The organism is Bacteroides rodentium JCM 16496 (assembly GCF_000614125.1).
Classification (GTDB): domain Bacteria; phylum Bacteroidota; class Bacteroidia; order Bacteroidales; family Bacteroidaceae; genus Bacteroides; species Bacteroides rodentium.
In genome coordinates, this window is record NZ_BAKJ01000004.1 from 106,468 (window position 1) to 125,368 (window position 18,901).

Annotated in this window: 4 protein-coding genes and 8 pseudogenes; 9 read left to right on the plus strand and 3 right to left on the minus strand. The window is 53.5% G+C overall.

Annotated elements, in window-relative coordinates:
* Nucleotides 1-93: 93 nt before the first annotated feature.
* The 3 genes and pseudogenes from carA to glmS form a co-directional block, all read right to left on the minus strand.
* Nucleotides 94-1,245 carry a glutamine-hydrolyzing carbamoyl-phosphate synthase small subunit gene (gene carA / locus JCM16496_RS02880; RefSeq protein ID WP_025832201.1) on the minus strand — a complete coding sequence of 384 codons (1,152 nt, stop codon included), beginning with the start codon at nucleotides 1,243-1,245 and terminating at the stop codon, nucleotides 94-96.
* A 381-nt stretch (nucleotides 1,246-1,626) separates the two neighbouring features.
* Nucleotides 1,627-3,509: pseudogene (locus JCM16496_RS02885) on the minus strand (amidophosphoribosyltransferase).
* Between the two features lie 144 nt (nucleotides 3,510-3,653).
* Complete coding sequence (gene glmS, locus JCM16496_RS02890) at nucleotides 3,654-5,498, minus strand: glutamine--fructose-6-phosphate transaminase (isomerizing) (RefSeq protein WP_025832202.1); 1,845 nt, start codon at nucleotides 5,496-5,498, stop codon at nucleotides 3,654-3,656.
* A gap of 480 nt (nucleotides 5,499-5,978) precedes the next feature.
* Between glmS and gltB the strand changes: the two are divergent.
* The 9 genes and pseudogenes from gltB to JCM16496_RS02930 all read left to right on the plus strand — a co-directional run bounded on the left by gltB (nucleotide 5,979) and on the right by JCM16496_RS02930 (nucleotide 18,754).
* Nucleotides 5,979-10,414, plus strand: a pseudogene (gltB, locus tag JCM16496_RS02895) (glutamate synthase large subunit).
* Nucleotides 10,415-10,623: 209 nt separating this feature from the next.
* Entirely contained in the window at nucleotides 10,624-11,982 is a 1,359-nt protein-coding gene (locus tag JCM16496_RS02900) for a glutamate synthase subunit beta (protein WP_025832204.1), read from the plus strand.
* A 41-nt stretch (nucleotides 11,983-12,023) separates the two neighbouring features.
* Nucleotides 12,024-12,637, plus strand: a pseudogene (gene asnB / locus JCM16496_RS25195) (asparagine synthase B); the annotation flags it as partial.
* Nucleotides 12,638-12,712: 75 nt separating this feature from the next.
* Nucleotides 12,713-13,749 (plus strand): annotated as a pseudogene (asnB, locus tag JCM16496_RS25200) (asparagine synthase B); the annotation flags it as partial.
* Between the two features lie 515 nt (nucleotides 13,750-14,264).
* Nucleotides 14,265-15,028 (plus strand): annotated as a pseudogene (locus tag JCM16496_RS02910) (glycerophosphodiester phosphodiesterase family protein).
* A gap of 342 nt (nucleotides 15,029-15,370) precedes the next feature.
* A pseudogene (gene dapF / locus JCM16496_RS02915) lies at nucleotides 15,371-16,218 on the plus strand (diaminopimelate epimerase).
* Between the two features lie 27 nt (nucleotides 16,219-16,245).
* Nucleotides 16,246-17,477 (plus strand): annotated as a pseudogene (locus JCM16496_RS02920) (LL-diaminopimelate aminotransferase).
* A gap of 91 nt (nucleotides 17,478-17,568) precedes the next feature.
* Nucleotides 17,569-18,293 (plus strand): annotated as a pseudogene (locus JCM16496_RS02925) (hypothetical protein).
* Nucleotides 18,294-18,397: 104 nt separating this feature from the next.
* Nucleotides 18,398-18,754 carry a P-II family nitrogen regulator gene (locus JCM16496_RS02930; protein ID WP_025832206.1) on the plus strand — a complete coding sequence of 119 codons (357 nt, stop codon included), beginning with the start codon at nucleotides 18,398-18,400 and terminating at the stop codon, nucleotides 18,752-18,754.
* Nucleotides 18,755-18,901: the final 147 nt, after the last annotated feature.

The window sequence follows — 18,901 nt, forward strand, 5'->3', positions numbered from 1 at the left end:
GTCTTTCTATCTAAAACCTAAATTAAGCAGATGTTGAAATTTAGTTTATATAGTATCTAAATTCCCCTCATTTACTTTCCATTATCAATTTCCTTAGAGCAGCTTCACGAACTCGTCGAAAAGGAACTCCGTATCCGTCGGCCCGCTGGCAGCTTCGGGATGGAACTGTGCGGAGAACCAGGGATTGCGTTTGTGGCGGATTCCTTCATTGGAACCATCGTTCATATTGATGAAAAGCGGTTCCCAGTCTGCTGTCAGCGTGTCGTTGTCTACGGCATACCCATGATTCTGCGAGGTGATGAAGCAACGTTCCGTACCCACCATGCGCACCGGCTGGTTATGGCTGCGGTGGCCGTATTTCAGTTTGTATATCTTGGCGCCCCCCGCCTTGGAAAGCAACTGGTTTCCCATACAGATGCCGAAGATGGGCAGTTTCTCGTTCTGCATTGCCTTGCGGATATTCTGCACGGCAGCATCGCAGGTATCGGGGTCACCGGGACCGTTGGAGATGAACAGCCCGTCGAACTCCAGCCCGGTATAGTCATAGTCCCAAGGAACTCGAATCACTTCTACGCCACGCTTCAGCAGGCAGCGGATGATGTTGTGCTTGACACCGCAATCCACAAGGAGCACGCGCTTCAATGGACAATTGACAATGGACAATTGACAATTGAGCTGCGCTGTGGGGGTGTTGACGTCAAAATGACGGCTTTCTGTTCCGGTGTATACAATGATGTCCTTGCAACTTACCTTGTCCACATAGTTTATTTCACCATACTTATTGTCCATTGTCAATTGTCCATTGTCCATTGTCAATTGTTCATTGTCAAAGACAATACGTCCCATCATCACTCCATGCTCGCGGAGCACCTTTGTCAGTTCGCGGGTATCGATGCCCGTGATGCCCGGAATCTGTTCGCGTTTCAGCCAGTCGCCAAGGCTTTCCACGGCATTCCAATGGCTGTAGTTTTCGCTGTAATCGCTTACGATAATGGCTTCGGCATGGATGTGCCCGCTCTCCATGAACGTGGCAAGCCCGTTCGGTTCGAGCGTGAAAGGCGGCACACCGTAATTGCCCACCAAGGGATAGGTGAGCGTCATCAGCTGTCCGGCATACGAAGGGTCGGTCAGGCTTTCGGGATAACCCGTCATGGCTGTGTTGAAGACCACCTCTCCCGCTACCGGCTTTTCAAAGCCGAACGACTTGCCGTGGAACACGGTGCCGTCGTCCAGGAGAAGCCTCACTCCCTTCCCCTCCCCCGTAGAGGGGGGAAGAAGTTACATTCACTTTGTCACTGTTGTTATTCATAAATATATTGTTAGTCAAATCATTATTCTATTACAATTCAAATTCTATCTCCTATTGCAGTGTACTATTTTTCATTGCTTTATGTTCCCTACCACCCCGCCCGTTGGGCACCCCTCCTCCCCGGAGGAGGGGAATTGAGATACTCGCTCTATTCGCTTTTTTTTCGCAAATCATTTCTGTTCTACTATAATGCAAATCGCACATATTGATAATCAGCGGATTGGTTAAAACTATATTTGCGTAATTTGTGTAATTTGCGTTCCATTGCAGTTCTATCTCCTCCCCCTCTACGGGGGAGGGGGCTGGGGGGAGAGGCTTTAGAATTGATAAACTTGTTCTATATAATCAATAAATGCCTTGTTCAGCAGCTTCACGCCGCCCGGCGTAGGATAATCGCCGCTGAAGTACCAGTCGCCCGGATGGTTGGGGCAGGCCTCGTGCAGCCCCTCGAGGGGCTGGTAGACAATCTGCACTTTGGCTTTCGTCCCTTTCGGAGTGAGAAGCTCCACCATCTTGGCAGAGATTTCCTCGTCGGTGAAGGGAGCGTAAATCTCCTTCACGTAATTCACCATCTGCTCTTTGGGCAGGCCTGCCTGCTCCTTGGACTTGCGGTAGGCGGCGGCAATCACATCGCGCATCTCACGCTCCTTCAGCAGTTCCACGGCAGCCTTGAAGGCGATGAACTCGCTCATCCGCGCCATGTCGATGCCGTAGTAGTCGGGATAGCGCACCTGCGGCGAGGAGCTTACAATGACTATCTTCTTCGGCCCCAGACGGTCGAGGATGCCGATGATGCTCTGCTTCAGGGTGGTTCCGCGCACTATCGAGTCGTCGATGATGACCAGATTATCCACTCCCGGGACAAGGCTTCCGTAAGTGATGTCGTACACATGGGCGGCGAGGTCGTTCCGACTGTTTCCTTCGGCAATGAAGGTACGCAGCTTGATGTCCTTGATGGCCACCTTCTCGCTCCGTATGCGCCGCGACAGGATATGCTCCAGCTCGTCGTGGCTGGGACTATGCCCCAGGGCGGCAATCTGCTGCACCTTCTCTTCGTTGAGGTATTCATCCAATCCCTGCAGCATTCCGTAGAAGGCAACTTCCGCCGTATTGGGGATGAAGGAAAAGACGGTATGGTCCACATCGTTGCCGATGGCTTTCAGGATGTTGGGCACCAGCTTCTCACCCAGCAGCTTGCGTTCCCGGTAAATGTCCGCATCACTGCCCCGGCTGAAGTAGATGCGCTCGAAGGAGCAGGGCTTCACCTCGCGCGGCTTGTTGATTTGCACGGTGCGCACCTTGCCGGCCTTGTTGATAAACATGGCTTGTCCGGGTTGCAGCTCCCTGATGGAGCCGGCAGGAACATTAAGGGCTGTCTGTATCACGGGACGTTCGCTGGCAAGCACCGCTATTTCGTCGTCCTGATACCAGAAGGCGGTGCGGATGCCCCACGGGTCGCGCACGGCAAAAGTCTCTCCGCTGCCGGTGAGACCGCACATCACGTATCCCCCGTCCCACTCCCTGCTCGAGGTGCGCAGCACGTTGGCAAGGTCGATGTGGTCTTCTATATAATGGGTGATGTCCATGCCTGCCAGCCTTCGGCTTCGGCAAGGTTGAAGAGGCGCTCCACTTCGCGGTCGAGGCGGTGCCCCAGCTGCTCCAGCATGATGTAGGTATCGGCATATTTGCGCGGATGCTGGCCGATGGCGGTGATGCGTGCGAAGATTTCATCCACATTCGTCATGTTGAAGTTGCCGCAGAGGGCAAGATTCTTGGCACGCCAGTTGTTTCGCCGGAGGAACGGGTGCACGTACGAGATGCCGGACTTGCCGGTAGTGGAGTAACGCAGGTGCCCCATATAGACCTCCCCGGCAAAAGGCAGTACACGCTTGGCATAGTCCGCATCGTGCAGCTGTTCCTTCGTCACGTCCTTGAAGTTGCCCTGCACCGTACCGAAAATTTCGGTAATGGCACCCGGACCGAGCGCACGCTCACGGAACATATATTCCTCGCCGGGATTGGCTTCCAGTTTCACGCAGGCCAGCCCGGCACCCTCCTGCCCGCGATTGTGTTGTTTCTCCATCAGGAGATAGAGCTTGTTGAGCCCGTACATCCATGTACCATACTTCTCTTCATAGTATTCCAGCGGTTTCAGCAGGCGTATCATGGCAACGCCACATTCATGCTTCAGTTGTTCCATCTATCTATTTATTTACTATTTACCATTTACAATGTACAATTTCAAGTGTACACCTTTCTTTTCCTTATTATAGCATACAATTACCATTTACATCTCCCAAGCGCAGCCCAATCGTACATTGTAAATGGTAAATTGTACATGTCCTCATTCTACAGTCACCGACTTCGCCAGATTCCTCGGCTGGTCCACATCCATCCCCTTGCACACGGCAATGTGATAGGCAAGTAATTGCAGAGGTACCGTAGTTATTAACGGATCAAGGCACTCCATTGTTTCGGGAAGCTCGATGCAAGTGTCGGCTATTTTACTGATGACCGTATCTCCCTTTGTCACAATGGCGATAACGCGGCCTTTACGCGCCTTTATTTCCTGGATATTGCTCAGCACCTTTTCGTAAAGCCCATTCCGGGTGGCAATGACCACCACCGGCATCTCGGCATCTACCAAGGCAATGGGACCATGCTTCATTTCGGCGGCAGGATAGCCCTCGGCATGGATATACGAAATCTCCTTCAACTTCAAGGCACCTTCCAGGGCTACGGGGTAACTGTATCCGCGTCCCAGATAGATAAAGTTGTGTGCGTAGGTGAATATCCTGGAAAGTTCCGCTATGCGGTCGTTCAGTTTCAAGACCTCCTTCATCTTGTCGGGGATATGTCCCAATTCCTTGACAACTGCCAGGTACAACGCTTCGTCCATCGTCTTTTTCTCTTTGGCAAGCGTCAGGGCCAGCATGGCGAGCACCGTTACCTGCCCGGTGAAGGCTTTGGTGGATGCCACACCTATTTCCGGTCCCACGTGGATATAGGAACCCGTATGCGTGGCACGGGGAATGCTGGAACCGATGGCATTGCAGATGCCGTATATAAATGCCCCACGGCTTTTGGCAAGCTCCACGGCAGCCAGCGTATCGGCCGTCTCGCCGCTTTGCGAGATGGCTATCACCACATCGTTGCCGTCAATCACCGGGTCGCGGTAACGGAACTCACTGGCATACTCCACTTCTACCGGAATACGGCAGAAGCTTTCAATCAAATGCTTGCCGATGAGGGCGGCATGCCATGAGGTGCCGCATGCCACGATGACGAAGCGTTTGGCCGCCAGCAGACGTTCCTTATAGTCAATCACGGCAGAAAGAACCACGTTCGTACCCTCCACATTGATACGTCCGCGCATGCAGTCGTGAATGCAGCCGGGCTGTTCGAAGATTTCCTTCAGCATGAAGTGCGGATAGCCGCCCTTCTCCAGCTGGCCCAGATTGAGCGCTACCGTCTTTACCTCGTGCGGGCATTCCACATTCTTCAGGTTAACCACCTTCAGCTTCGCGCCCCGACGGATGAGGGCAATCTCCTCGTCTTCCAGATACACCACCTTGTCCGTGTATTCCACAATCGGCGTGGCATCCGAAGCCAGGAAAAACTCTCCTTCACCGATGCCCACCACCAGCGGACTGCTCTTGCGGGCAGCGATTATCTCATCCGGATTGTCCTTGTCGAGCACCGCAATGGCATACGCCCCAATCACTTCCTGCAAGGCAAGTTGCACCGCCGTCAGCAGGTCAATATGGTTTGTCACCTGAATGTATTCGATGAGCTGTACCAGCACCTCGGTATCAGTGCTGCTTTTAAATACATAACCTTTGGCTTGAAGTTTTTCTTTAAGGACGGCGTAGTTTTCAATGATGCCGTTATGGATGAGGGCGAGACGTTCGGAAGAGGAATAATGGGGATGGGCATTGACGGAACAAGGTTCTCCATGAGTGGCCCAACGTGTATGTGCAATACCAATGCTACCGGAAATATCTTTTTGAGCAACGAAAGTTTCAAGTTCCGAAACCTTACCTTTCGCTTTATACACGTTCAACTGTCGGTTATCACTGATTAATGCTACCCCTGCACTATCATATCCACGGTACTCCAACCGCTTCAGACCTTTGATAAGAATGGGGTAGGCTTTCCTTTGACCTATATAGCCTACTATTCCACACATAATGTATCAGTATTTGATTTTGCGCTGCAAATATATATATTCTTAAGAACATAAAGTTAATCTTTCCACTATTTATTTATCAAAAGAATAGAAAAAAGTTGTTTTTACATCAAAAAGTTAAAGAAAATATTATTTTAAAAGCAAAAGGCTTAATTTATAAATCAAAACCAAACCGTCTGATTCTGATTTAGGATTAAAAGAAAACAGAGGGTGTTTTCTATCAATTCATAACATCATCTCCTATCACAGGAATTTTGCAAGAAAGAAGGCAGGGATGCATGCTGCCATTTTGCAATTAATACTATATATTTGCCAAACATTTTGATACCACAAAACGACATTATACAGCAATAAAGAAAGCTTATAATCATGAAACAAGAACTTTTTAACAGCAAAACAAAAGTAAAGGATTACCAGCGACAGCCCAAACAGTTGGGCTTGTATGAGGCATCCCACGAGCACGATGCCTGCGGAGTAGGCATGCTGGTCAATATCCAGGGAGGGAAATCACACGAACTGGTAGAATCGGCATTGAAGGTGCTGGAAAACATGCGCCACCGTGGAGCGGAAGGAGCGGACAACAAAACCGGAGACGGCGCCGGCATCATGCTGCAGATACCGCACGAATTCATCCTGTTGCAAGGCATCCCCGTTCCCGAAAAGGGGAAATACGGCACCGGCCTGCTTTTCCTTCCCAAAGACGGGAAAGACCGGGCTGCCATCCTGAGCGTCATTATCGAAGAGATTGAAAAGGAAGGATTGACCCTGATGCATCTGCGCAATGTGCCCACTTGCCCCGAAATATTGGGAGAAGCGGCTCTTGCCAACGAACCGGACATCAAGCAAATCTTCATCACCGGATTTACGGAAAGCGAAACCGCCGACCGCCGGCTCTATATAATAAGGAAAAGGATAGAGAACAGAATACGCAAGTCGGACATCCCCACCCGAGAGGATTTCTACATCGTCTCACTCTCCACGAAGAACATCGTCTACAAGGGTATGCTCTCTTCCCTGCAGCTGCGCAACTACTTCCCCGACCTCACCAACAGCTACTTCACCAGCGGGCTGGCATTGGTGCACTCCCGTTTCAGCACCAACACTTTCCCCACCTGGGGACTGGCACAGCCTTTCCGCCTGCTGGCACACAACGGCGAAATCAATACCATCCGCGGCAACCGCGGCTGGATGGAAGCCCGTGAGAGCGTACTCTCCTCTCCCGCCCTGGGAGACATCCGGGAGCTGCGCCCCATCGTGCAACCGGGCATGAGCGACAGTGCCTCGCTGGACAATGTGCTCGAATTTCTCATCATGTCAGGCCTGAGCCTGCCGCACGCCATGGCCATGCTGGTGCCGGAATCTTTCAATGAAAAGAATCCCATCAGCGAAGACCTGAAAGCTTTCTACGAGTACCACTCCATCCTGATGGAGCCGTGGGACGGACCGGCGGCACTGCTCTTCAGCGACGGGCGCTATGCAGGCGGCATGCTCGACAGGAACGGACTGCGCCCTGCACGCTACCTGATTACGCAGGGCGGCATGATGGTAGTGGCCAGCGAAGTCGGCGTGATGGATTTCGAACCGGGAGACATCAAGGAAAAAGGACGCCTGCAACCGGGCAAGATACTGCTTATAGACACCGAGAAAGGCGAAATATATTATGACGGCGAACTGAAGAAACAACTTGCCGAAGCCAAACCATACCGCACCTGGCTGGCCGGCAACCGCATCGAGCTGGACGAACTGAAAAGCGGTCGCAAAGTCTCCCATAGCGTGGAGAACTACGACAGCATGCTGCGCATCTTCGGCTACTCCAAAGAAGACGTGGAACGGCTGATTGTCCCGATGTGTACCACCGGTGCCGAGCCCATCAACTCCATGGGCAACGATACGCCGCTGGCAGTGCTCTCGGACAAGCCGCAACTGCTGTACAACTATTTCCGCCAGCAGTTTGCCCAGGTCACCAACCCTCCCATCGACCCGATACGCGAAGAACTGGTAATGTCGCTGACCGAATACATCGGAGCCGTAGGCATGAACATACTGACACCCAGCGAAAACCATTGCAAGATGGTGAGGTTGAACCATCCCATCCTGAACAACGCCCAGCTGGATATTCTCTGCAACATCCGGTACAAAGGCTTCAAGACCGTGAAGCTGCCCCTGCTCTTCGAAGTGGCAAAAGGGCGCCAGGGATTGCAGGAAGCATTGGCAACCCTCTGCAAGCAGGCGGAAGAATCCGTCAACGAAGGGGTGAACTACATTGTGCTTTCCGACCGCGACGTAGACGCCGACCATGCCGCCATTCCGTCACTGCTTGCCGTGTCGGCGGTACACCACCATCTTATCTCCGTGGGCAAACGGGTGCAGACGGCACTGATTGCAGAAAGCGGCGAAATCCGCGAAGTGATGCACGCCGCACTGCTGCTGGGCTTCGGAGCCAGCGCACTGAATCCGTATATGGCTTTTGCCGTCATCGACAGACTGGTGAACGAAAAGGAGATACAGCTCGACTACGCCACTGCCGAAAAGAAATATATCAAGTCCGTCTGCAAAGGCTTGTTCAAGATTATGAGCAAGATGGGCATCAGCACCATCCGTTCTTACCGGGGCGCGAAGATTTTCGAGGCCGTAGGACTGAGCGAGGAGCTGGGTAATGCCTACTTCGGCGGACTGAGTTCATGCATCGGAGGCATACGCCTGGATGAAGTGGCACGTGACGCCATCGCCTTCCATAAGGAAGGGATGGAGGTTATTAAAAAGAAGGGGGAAGCGGAGCTATTGCCGAACCGCGGACAGTATGCTTTCCGTAAGGATGGTGAGAAGCACGCCTGGAACCCGGAAACCATCAGCACACTGCAACTTGCCACACGCCTGGGAAGCTACAAGAAATTCAAGGAGTTCACTGCCATGGCAGACAGCAAGGAAGCTCCCGTCTTCCTGCGCGATTTCCTCGACTTCCACCGCGCTCCTATCAGCATAGACCGGGTGGAACCGGTAGAAAGCATCGTACAGCGCTTTGTCACCGGCGCCATGTCCTACGGCTCCATCAGCCGCGAAGCCCACGAAGCCATGGCCATTGCCATGAACAAGCTGCATGGCCGGAGCAATACGGGCGAAGGAGGCGAAGACCGGGCACGCTTCATGCCGCGCGAAGACGGTACCAGCCTGCGCAGCGCCATCAAGCAGGTGGCCTCGGGACGTTTCGGCGTCACCGCAGAATATCTGGTGAATGCGGACGAAATACAGATAAAGATTGCCCAAGGCGCCAAGCCGGGCGAAGGCGGGCAGCTGCCGGGTTTCAAAGTGGATGAAGTGATTGCCAAGACACGTCACTCCATTCCGGGCATCTCGCTGATTTCCCCCCCGCCCCACCACGACATTTACTCCATCGAAGACCTGGCGCAGCTCATCTTCGACCTGAAGAACGTGAACCCACGGGCGAAAATCAGCGTAAAGCTGGTGGCGGAAAGCGGTGTAGGCACCATTGCCGCCGGGGTGGCAAAGGCAAAGGCCGACCTGATAGTCATCTCGGGTGCAGAGGGCGGTACGGGAGCTTCTCCTGCATCATCCATCCGCTATGCCGGCATCTCGCCCGAACTCGGTTTGAGCGAAACGCAGCAGACACTGGTGCTGAACGGCCTGCGCGGGCAAGTGATGTTGCAAGTGGACGGACAACTCAAAACCGGCCGCGACATCATACTGATGGCAATGCTCGGAGCCGAGGAATTCGGTTTCGCCACCAGCGCCCTGATTGTACTGGGCTGCGTGATGATGCGCAAATGCCACCAGAACACTTGCCCCGTAGGGGTGGCGACACAGAACGAAGAACTGCGCAAGCGCTTCCGCGGACGCAGCGAGTATCTGGTGAACTTCTTCACTTTCCTGGCGCAGGAGGTACGCGAATACCTGGCAGAAATCGGGGTGGAACGCCTGGACGACATCATCGGGCGCACGGACCTTATCGTCCGCAAGCCGGATGACGGAATCAGGAAACATCAGTTGATAAGCTTCGACAAACTACTGGCACGCGTGGACAACGAAGCCGCCATCCGTCACGTCACCGACCAGCAGCACGGCATCGACCATGTGAAAGACGTGGAGATACTGCATGCCGCCGCCCAAGCCGTAGAGAGCCGGAAGGAAGTCTCGCTGGAGTACACCATCGCCAATACCGACCGTGCCTGCGGCGCCATGCTCTCCGGTGTCATTGCCGCAAAGTACGGAGAGAAAGGGCTGCCCGAACATACGCTGAACGTGAAGTTCAAAGGCTCTGCCGGACAGAGCTTCGGGGCATTCCTTGTCCCGGGTGTCAACTTCAAGCTGGAGGGCGAGGCCAACGATTATCTGGCAAAGGCCTGAGTGGCGGACGCATCGCCGTCCTGCCCCCGGTACGGAGCAACTTCGAGGCAGAGAAGAACACGATTGCAGGCAACACCCTGCTTTATGGCGCCACAAGCGGCGAGGTTTACATCAACGGCCGTGCAGGCGAGCGCTTTGCCGTCCGCAACTCCGGCGCCATAGCCGTAGTGGAGGGCGTAGGCGACCACTGCTGTGAGTACATGACCGGCGGACGCGTGGTGGTACTCGGACAGACGGGACGCAACTTTGCCGCAGGCATGTCCGGTGGTGTGGCCTACGTCTGGAACCCGGACGGCAACTTCGACTATTTCTGCAATATGGAAATGGTGGAGCTGAGCCTCATCGAAGAAACCTCCTACCGCAAGGAACTGCACGAACTCATTCGCCAGCACTACCTGTACACCGGTTCCAAACTGGCACGCACCATGCTCGATGACTGGCCACGCTATGCCGACCAGTTCATCCAGGTAGTCCCCATCGAATACAAGAAGGTGCTGCAGGAAGAGCAGATGCGGAAACTGCAACAGAAGATTGCAGAGATGCAGAGAGACTAAAGCCTCTCCCCCCAACCCCCTCCCCCGTAGGGAGGGGGAGGGAATGGTACTGAGAAACAATGAATGACCTACAATATATATGTAGATACGGAAAAAGAGAGTTACATCAAATAATACTAACCACTTAAACAAGCGTTACCTCACGCACACCCCCACAGCGCAGCCCTCCCCCTCCCTACGGGGGAGGGGGCCGGGGGGAGAGGCTTTATATGGGAGACCCTAAAGCATTCCTCAATATCCCCCGCCAAGAGGCGGGTTACCGTCCGATACACGAACGTATCACAGACTTCAGCCAAGTGGAACAGACACTGAACAGCCACGACCGCAAGCTCCAGGCCTCACGCTGCATGGACTGTGGCGTACCTTTCTGCCACTGGGCATGTCCGCTGGGCAATAAAGACCCGGAATTCCAAGACGCACTCTACCGGGGCAAATGGCGCGAAGCTTACCGGATACTGTCCGGCACGAACGACTTTCCCGAATTTACGGGACGCATCTGCCCCGCCCTCTGCGAGAAGTCGTGCGTACTGAAACTCTCGTGCGACGAGCCGGTCACTATCCGCGAAAACGAAGCCGCCATTGCCGAAGCTGCCTTTCGCGAGGGTTACATCACACCGTGCAAGCCCGAACGTAACGGAAAGAAGGTAGCCGTTATCGGGGCAGGCCCTGCCGGATTGAGTGTCGCCGTACGGCTGAACGCCCAAGGTTACGAAGTGACCCTATTCGACAGCAAACCGATGCCGGGAGGTCTGCTGCGTTACGGCATCCCCAACTTCAAACTGGATAAAGCCGTCATCGACCGCCGCATGAAAATCCTCGAGGCCGAAGGTATCTTGTTCAAGATGGGAGTCCATGTCGATGTACAGAAACTGCCCGCCGGATTTGATGCCTACGCCATTTGTACCGGTACGCCCACCGCCCGCGACCTCGCCATTCCGGGCAGGGAACTGAAAGGCATCTACTTTGCCCTCGACATGCTGGCACAGCAGAACCATATTCTGGATGGAGAAACCTTCCCGAAAGACCAGCTCGTCAACGCCCGCGGCAAACGGGTACTCGTCATCGGCGGCGGCGATACCGGGTCCGACTGTATAGGCACCGGCATCCGCCAGGGAGCCGTCAGCGTGACCCAGATTGAAATCATGCCCCAACCGCCCATGGGACACAACCCGCATACTCCCTGGCCGCAATGGCCCGTCGTGCTGAAAACCACCAGCAGCCACGAAGAAGGATGTACCCGCCGATGGTCCCTCGCCTCCACCCGGTTCATCGGGAAGAACGGCAAGGTATGCGGTGTGGAAGTGGAAGAAGTGGAGTGGCTTCCGGCAACAGACGGTGGCCGCCCCACCATGAAACCTACGGGCAAGAAAGAGGTCATCGAAGCCGACATGGTGCTTCTTGCCATGGGTTTCCTCAAGCCCGAGCAACCGAAGTTTGCAGAGAACGTATTCGTGGCAGGCGATGCCGCCCACGGCGCCAGCCTCGTGGTACGCGCCTTGGCCGACGGACGACGAGTGGCGGCAGAGATAGACCGCTACCTCGCCCCCCTAAAAGAAAACGGGAAATGATTCCCCTCCCTTTAATTCTTAACTTTTAATTTATAATTACCATGTGTGGAATAGCAGGAATCTTCAACATACAGTCTCAAACTCCTGAGTTGAGAAACAAAGCGCTACGGATGGCGCAGAAAATCCGTCATCGCGGACCGGACTGGAGTGGTATCTACGTGGGCGGCTCCGCCATCCTCGCCCACGAACGCCTCTCCATTGTCGACCCGGAATCAGGCGGACAACCCTTGTATTCACCCGACCGCAAGCAGGTGCTTGCCGTCAACGGCGAGATTTACAACCACCGCGACATCCGTGCCCGCTATGCCGGAAAATACGCCTTCCAGACCGGTTCCGACTGCGAAGTCATCCTTGCCCTTTACAAAGACAAAGGCATCCGTTTCCTCGAAGACTGAACGGCATCTTCGCCTTTGCCCTCTATGACGAAGAGACGGACGATTACCTCATCGCCCGCGATCCCATCGGCGTGATACCCCTTTATATAGGACGCGACAAGGAGGGACACATCTACTTCGGCAGTGAGCTGAAAGCCCTTGAGGGCTTCTGCGACGAGTACGAGCCTTTCCTTCCCGGCCACTACTACCGGGGGAGCGAGGGCAAAATGCACCGCTGGTACACCCGCGACTGGATGGACTATGCCGCCGTGAAGGACAACTACACCCCTGCCGCCGAACGCAACGCCGTGCCGGCTTCGACAGGCCGGACAGCCTACGGCACACAAGTCACTGCCGTGCACGATGCCCTCGAAGCCGCCGTACAGCGCCAGTTGATGTCCGACGTCCCCTACGGTGTCCTGCTCAGCGGTGGACTCGACTCTTCCGTCATCTCTGCCATCGCCAAGAAATATGCCGCCAAACGCATCGAGACGGACAACAAGGCAGATGCCTGGTGGCCGCAGCTCCACTCCTTCGCCGTCGGCTGAAGGGGGCTCCCGACTTGGTGAAAGCCCGTGAAGTGGCGCAACACATCGGTACGGTGCATCACGAAATCAACTATACCATTCAGGAGGGACTGGATGCCATCCGCGACGTTATCTATTTCATCGAGACCTACGACGTGACCACCGTCCGCGCCTCCACCCCCATGTATCTGCTGGCGCGTGTCATCAAGAGCATGGGCATCAAGATGGTGCTCAGCGGCGAGGGTGCGGACGAGGTGTTCGGCGGATACCTTTACTTCCACAAGGCGCCCACACCGCAAGCCTTTCACGAAGAAACCGTGCGCAAGCTCTCCAAGCTGTATCTGTACGACTGCCTCCGTGCCAACAAAAGCCTTGCCGCCTGGGGAGTGGAAGGGCGTGTCCCCTTCCTCGACAAAGAATTCCTGGATGTTGCCATGCGCATCAATCCGGCAGTCAAGATGTGCCCCGGCAAGGAGATAGAAAAGAAAGTAGTCCGCGAAGCCTTTGCCGACATGCTTCCCCGGAGCGTTGCCTGGCGGCAGAAAGAACAGTTTTCCGACGGTGTGGGCTACAGTTGGATTGATACGCTGAAAGCCGTCACTGCCGCCGCCGTCAGCGACGAGCAGATGGCGCGTGCCGCCGAACGCTTCCCCGTACATACCCCGCAAAACAAGGAAGAGTACTATTATCGCACCATCTTCGAAGAGCATTTCCCCAGTGAAAGCGCAGCCCGGAGCGTGCCCAGCGTACCCAGTGTGGCATGCTCCACCGCCGAGGCGCTGGCATGGGACACCTCTTTCCAAGGGAAGAACGACCCCAGCGGACGGGCAGTAGCGGGGGTACACGAAGAAGCATACGAGGAGTAAACCGTCTACTTCGCAAACGCCGCACTTCAGCAAGGCAAATGCCACATCTCAGCGATTGAAATGCCACACTTCATCTGTCCGAATGAATGGCATTTGCACTGCTGAGGCGTGGCATTTGTCTTGCCGGAATGTGGCATTTGCCTTGTTATAGTCGAACAGAATTGGTTTGCGAAAAAATACGGAGTAACTTGCTTCTCCTCCTCCGGGGAGGAGGAGTACCCGTAGGGGGAGGTGGTAGCGATACGCACTGTACTATTTTCATTACTTTATGCTCCCTACCACCCCGCCCGTTGGGCACCCCTCCTCCCCGGAGGAGGGGAATTAAGATACTCTCTCTGTTCGCTTTTCTTTTCGCAAATCAGTTCTGTTCGACTATAAAGTGTGGCGTTTGTCTTGCCGAGGTGTGGCATTTCCTGACAGCGTTCCATACATCGAAAGCAAAATAACCTCCGATTCATTTTATATTTAAGGTGCATGCACTATCTTTGTATCCATAACAAAACACCCTAATCATTATGAATCTGAAAAAACTATTTTTTGCTTCCTCCCTGCTTTTTGCTGCATGCGGCACCATCCAGGCACAGGAAGTCATTGCCCACCGGGGTTTCTGGACTACGGACGGCTCGGCCCAGAACTCCCTTGCAGCACTTGTAAAGGCTGATTCCATCCACTGCTACGGCTCCGAGTTCGACGTTTGGCTCACCACGGACAATCAGCTGGTTGTCAACCACGATGCCACCTTTAAAGGCGTGACCATGCAAGATGCCACCGCCCGGGTATGCACCGCCGTGCAACTGGACAACGGCGAACAACTCCCTACCCTGCAACAGTATCTGGACAAGGCAAAAAGCCTGAAAACCCGCCTTATCCTCGAACTGAAAGCCCACAAGACCCCCGAACAGGAAACACGGGCCGTAGAGGGCATCGTAAAAATGATAAAGGACAAAGGCTGGAGGACCGTACGGAATATATCACCTTCTCCCAACATGCCACCAAGGAATTTATCCGTCTGGCACCCAAAGGCACCCCCGTCTACTATCTGACCGGCGACCTTACCCCCAAGGAGCTGAAAGCATGGGGTTGCGCCGGTCCCGACTATCACTTCAGTGTCTTCCGCAAGCATCCCGAATGGATAAAGGAATGCCACGACCTCGGCATGAAAGTAAACGCCTGGACCGTAAACGAACCCAAAGACATGGAATGGCTCATCGGCCAGGGAGTAGATTTCATCACAACCAATGAACCGGTAGTGCTGGAAGAAATTCTAAAGAAAAAATAGCCGCTCCTTATACATTTAGAAAGAAAAACCAAGCAAACCGCTTCATTATGTCTACAATGGAGCGGTTTGTTATTTTCAAAAAGATAGCAGTTAGTCCTATAAAAAATCTTTTTTCTTATTTTGAATCAGACTAAACTTTCACATGGATTACAATTTATACAAAAAACAAAGCCATATACTTTTAAATTGAAAGCCCGACAGTGACATATCCTCATTGAATGAAAGTTTCGCTGAAAAACAATAGAAAATAGACATGCTTTATAGTTAATCGTAAAACAAAACGTCGTATATTTGCATCGAAATAAAACAAAAGGATATATTAACCAACCAATAAAGGGCAAAATGACAAGGGCTATAAAATTCACCAAGATGCACGGTGCCGGAAACGACTACATTTATGTAGATACAACCCGATACCCTATCAGCCATCCGGAAGAACTTGCCAGGGCATGGAGTGCACCGCATACGGGAATCGGAAGTGACGGTCTGGTACTTATAGGCGCTTCGGACAAGGCCGATTTCAGCATGCGGATATTCAATGCCGACGGCTCGGAGGCCCGGATGTGCGGCAATGCAAGCCGCTGCATCGGAAAATATCTTTTTGACTACGGACTGACCCGGAAAACAGAAATCACACTCGATACACTGTCAGGTATAAGGATGCTAAACCTGCACTTGGCAGACGGAAAGGTCAACTCTGTGACCGTAGACATGGGCATACCTGCCGACGAACCGGCAGACTACGACGCAAGGGAGCCAAACCGATGAAAGAACACCCCCTGGAAGTGGACGGAGAACGATATGTAGGGACCGCCGTATCCATGGGAAACCCGCATCTGGTAATCTTTGTCAATGACATTGAAGCCATCGACCTTACAGTCGTCGGTCCCAAACTGGAGCACCACCCTCTCTTCCCCGGACGCATCAATGTAGAATTTGCCCAGATATTGGGAGAAGGAAAAATAAGGATGCGTGTCTGGGAACGAGGCTCGGGCATCACCCAAGCCTGCGGAACCGGAGCTTGTGCCACCGCCGTGGCAGCCTTCCTCACCGGACGCGCAGGAAGGGAATCTGTCATCATCATGGACGGAGGCTCACTCACCATCCGATGGGACATCGCCACCGGGCATGTACTGATGACGGGAGAAGCCACCCAAGTATTCGACGGAAAAATTGAATTAATTGACTAACCACCAACTATCAACCAAGAAAAGCGTATGGCATTAGTTAACGAACATTTTTTAAAGCTACCGGGCAGTTATCTGTTTTCGGACATAGCCAAGAAGGTAAATACTTTCAGGATAACACATCCCAAGCAAGAGGTCATCCGTCTGGGTATCGGAGATGTTACCCGGCCACTGCCACCAGCCTGCATCGAAGCGATGCACAAGGCAGTGGAGGAGATGGCCGACGCACGGACATTCCGTGGATATGGTCCCGAGCAAGGATACGACTTCCTGATAGAAGCCATCATCAAGCACGATTACCTTCCACGCGGCATCCACTTCGGTCCCACGGAAATCTTCGTGAACGACGGAGCCAAGAGCGACACGGGAAACATCGGCGACATTCTCCGCCACGACAACAGCGTAGGCGTGACCGACCCCATTTATCCGGTCTATATAGACAGCAACGTGATGTGCGGACGTGCCGGAGTATTGGAAGGAAACGGCCAGTGGAGCAACGTCACCTACATGCCTTGCACCGCCGAGAACAACTTCATCCCGGAGATTCCGGACAAGCGCATCGACATCGTCTACCTCTGCTACCCCAACAACCCCACGGGCACTACCCTGACCAAGCCCGAGCTGAAGAAATGGGTGGACTATGCGCTCGCCAACGATACACTGATTCTGTTCGATGCCGCCTACGAAGCCTTCATCCGCGAAGACGACGTGCCCCACTCCATCTATGAGATAAAAGGAGCCAAGAAATGCGCCATCGAGTTCCGCAGTTTCTCGAAGACTGCCGGATTCACGGGAGTACGCTGCGGCTACACCGTAGTGCCGAAAGAACTCACCGCCGCCACACTGACGGGCGAACGCATCCCGCTGAACAAACTCTGGAACCGCCGCCAATCTACCAAGTTCAACGGCACCGGCTACATCACCCAGCGGGCAGCGGAAGCCATTTACACACCGGAGGGACAGCGGCAGATAAAGGAAACGACAGATTACTATATGGACAATGCCCGCACCATGAAGCAGGGCCTCGAAGCCGCCGGGCTGAAGGTCTACGGAGGTGTGAACGCTCCTTACATCTGGCTGAAGACACCCGACGGAACAGGCTCCTGGCGGTTCTTCGAACAGATGCTGTACGAAGCCAACGTAGTGGGTACACCGGGCGTAGGGTTCGGCCCCAGCGGCGAGGGCTATATCCGGCTGACCGCCTTCGGCAAACACGAAGACTGCGTGGAAGCATGAAACGCATCCGGAACTGGCTGAAATAAAAACTGATAAAAAAATTGAATTAGTGAAGTACTCGCTATAATCGAGGCGGACTGATCATCCGCAATTTTTTAAACTTAAAGGTAAGAAGATATGAAAACAAAAAGCGTAAAATGGGTAATAATGGCAATGGCGCTGTTATCAATGGCAATGCCTTTCACGGCAAAGGCCCAGGATAAAGTGGAAGCATCGATAGGTGTCGACCTCGTAAGCGGTTACGTGTGGCGCGGCCAGGATTTGGGAGGGGTAAGCTCCAGCCGAGCGCATCCATCGCCTACAAAGGTTTCTCTCTGGGAGCCTGGGGCTCCGTAGGCATCGAAAGTTCGGACACGAAAGAGTTCGACCTCATACTGGGATATTCGACCGGAGGTTTCAGTATATCGGTGACGGACTACTGGTACAACGTGACCGGAGATGGGGTGACAGCCAAATACTTCCAGTACGGTGCACACAATGCTGCCAACTCACATCTGTTCGAAGCACAAATCGGCTATGATTTCGGCCCCGTAGCCGTAAACTGGTACACCAACTTTGCAGGCGACGACGGTGTCGGCAAAGACGGTGACCGTGCTTATTCATCCTACATCTCCGTGGCAGCCCCCTTCACACTGGGCGGTCTGGACTGGACGGCTGAAATAGGCGCCACTCCCTGGGCCACGGACTTCTACGAGGCCAACGGATTTGCCGTATGCGACGTCAGCCTGGGTGTATCGAAAGACATCAAAATCACCGATTCCTTTTCCCTCCCGCTGTTTGCCAAGGCAACTTGGAACCCGAGGTCGGAAGGTGCCTATTTCGTGGTCGGACTAAGCTTCTAAAAGCAAAGCACTATGATTTACACACGCCGAAAGATAAACCGCACTGCACACACCGAAAGGCAAACAGTAAATTGTAAATCGTCAAATAGTAAATAATTCAAGGTATGAAAAAGATTGAAGCAATTATCCGCAAGACCAAATTCGAGGAAGTAAAGGAAGCATTGCTCGAAGCGGACATCGAATGGTTCTCCTACTACGAGGTAAGAGGCATCGGCAAGTCCAGACAGGCACGCATCTACCGTGGTGTGATGTACGACACCAGCTCCATCGAACGCATCCTTATCTCCATCGTGGTGCGCGACAAGAATGCGGAAAAGACCGTACAAGCCATCATCAAATCGGCACAAACCGGCGAAATAGGCGACGGACGCATCTTCGTCATCCCCATTGAAGACGCCATCCGCATCCGCACCGCCGAGAGAGGCGACATCGCCCTCTACAATGCCGAACAAGAAAGATGACGGGCAGCCACAAACCACACAACTAAGAAAATACAATACAACTATAGTCGAACAGAATTGGTTTGCGAAAAAATACGGAGTAACTTGCTTCTCCTCCTCCGGGGAGGGGAATTAAGATACTCGCTCTATTCGCTTTTCTTTTCGCAA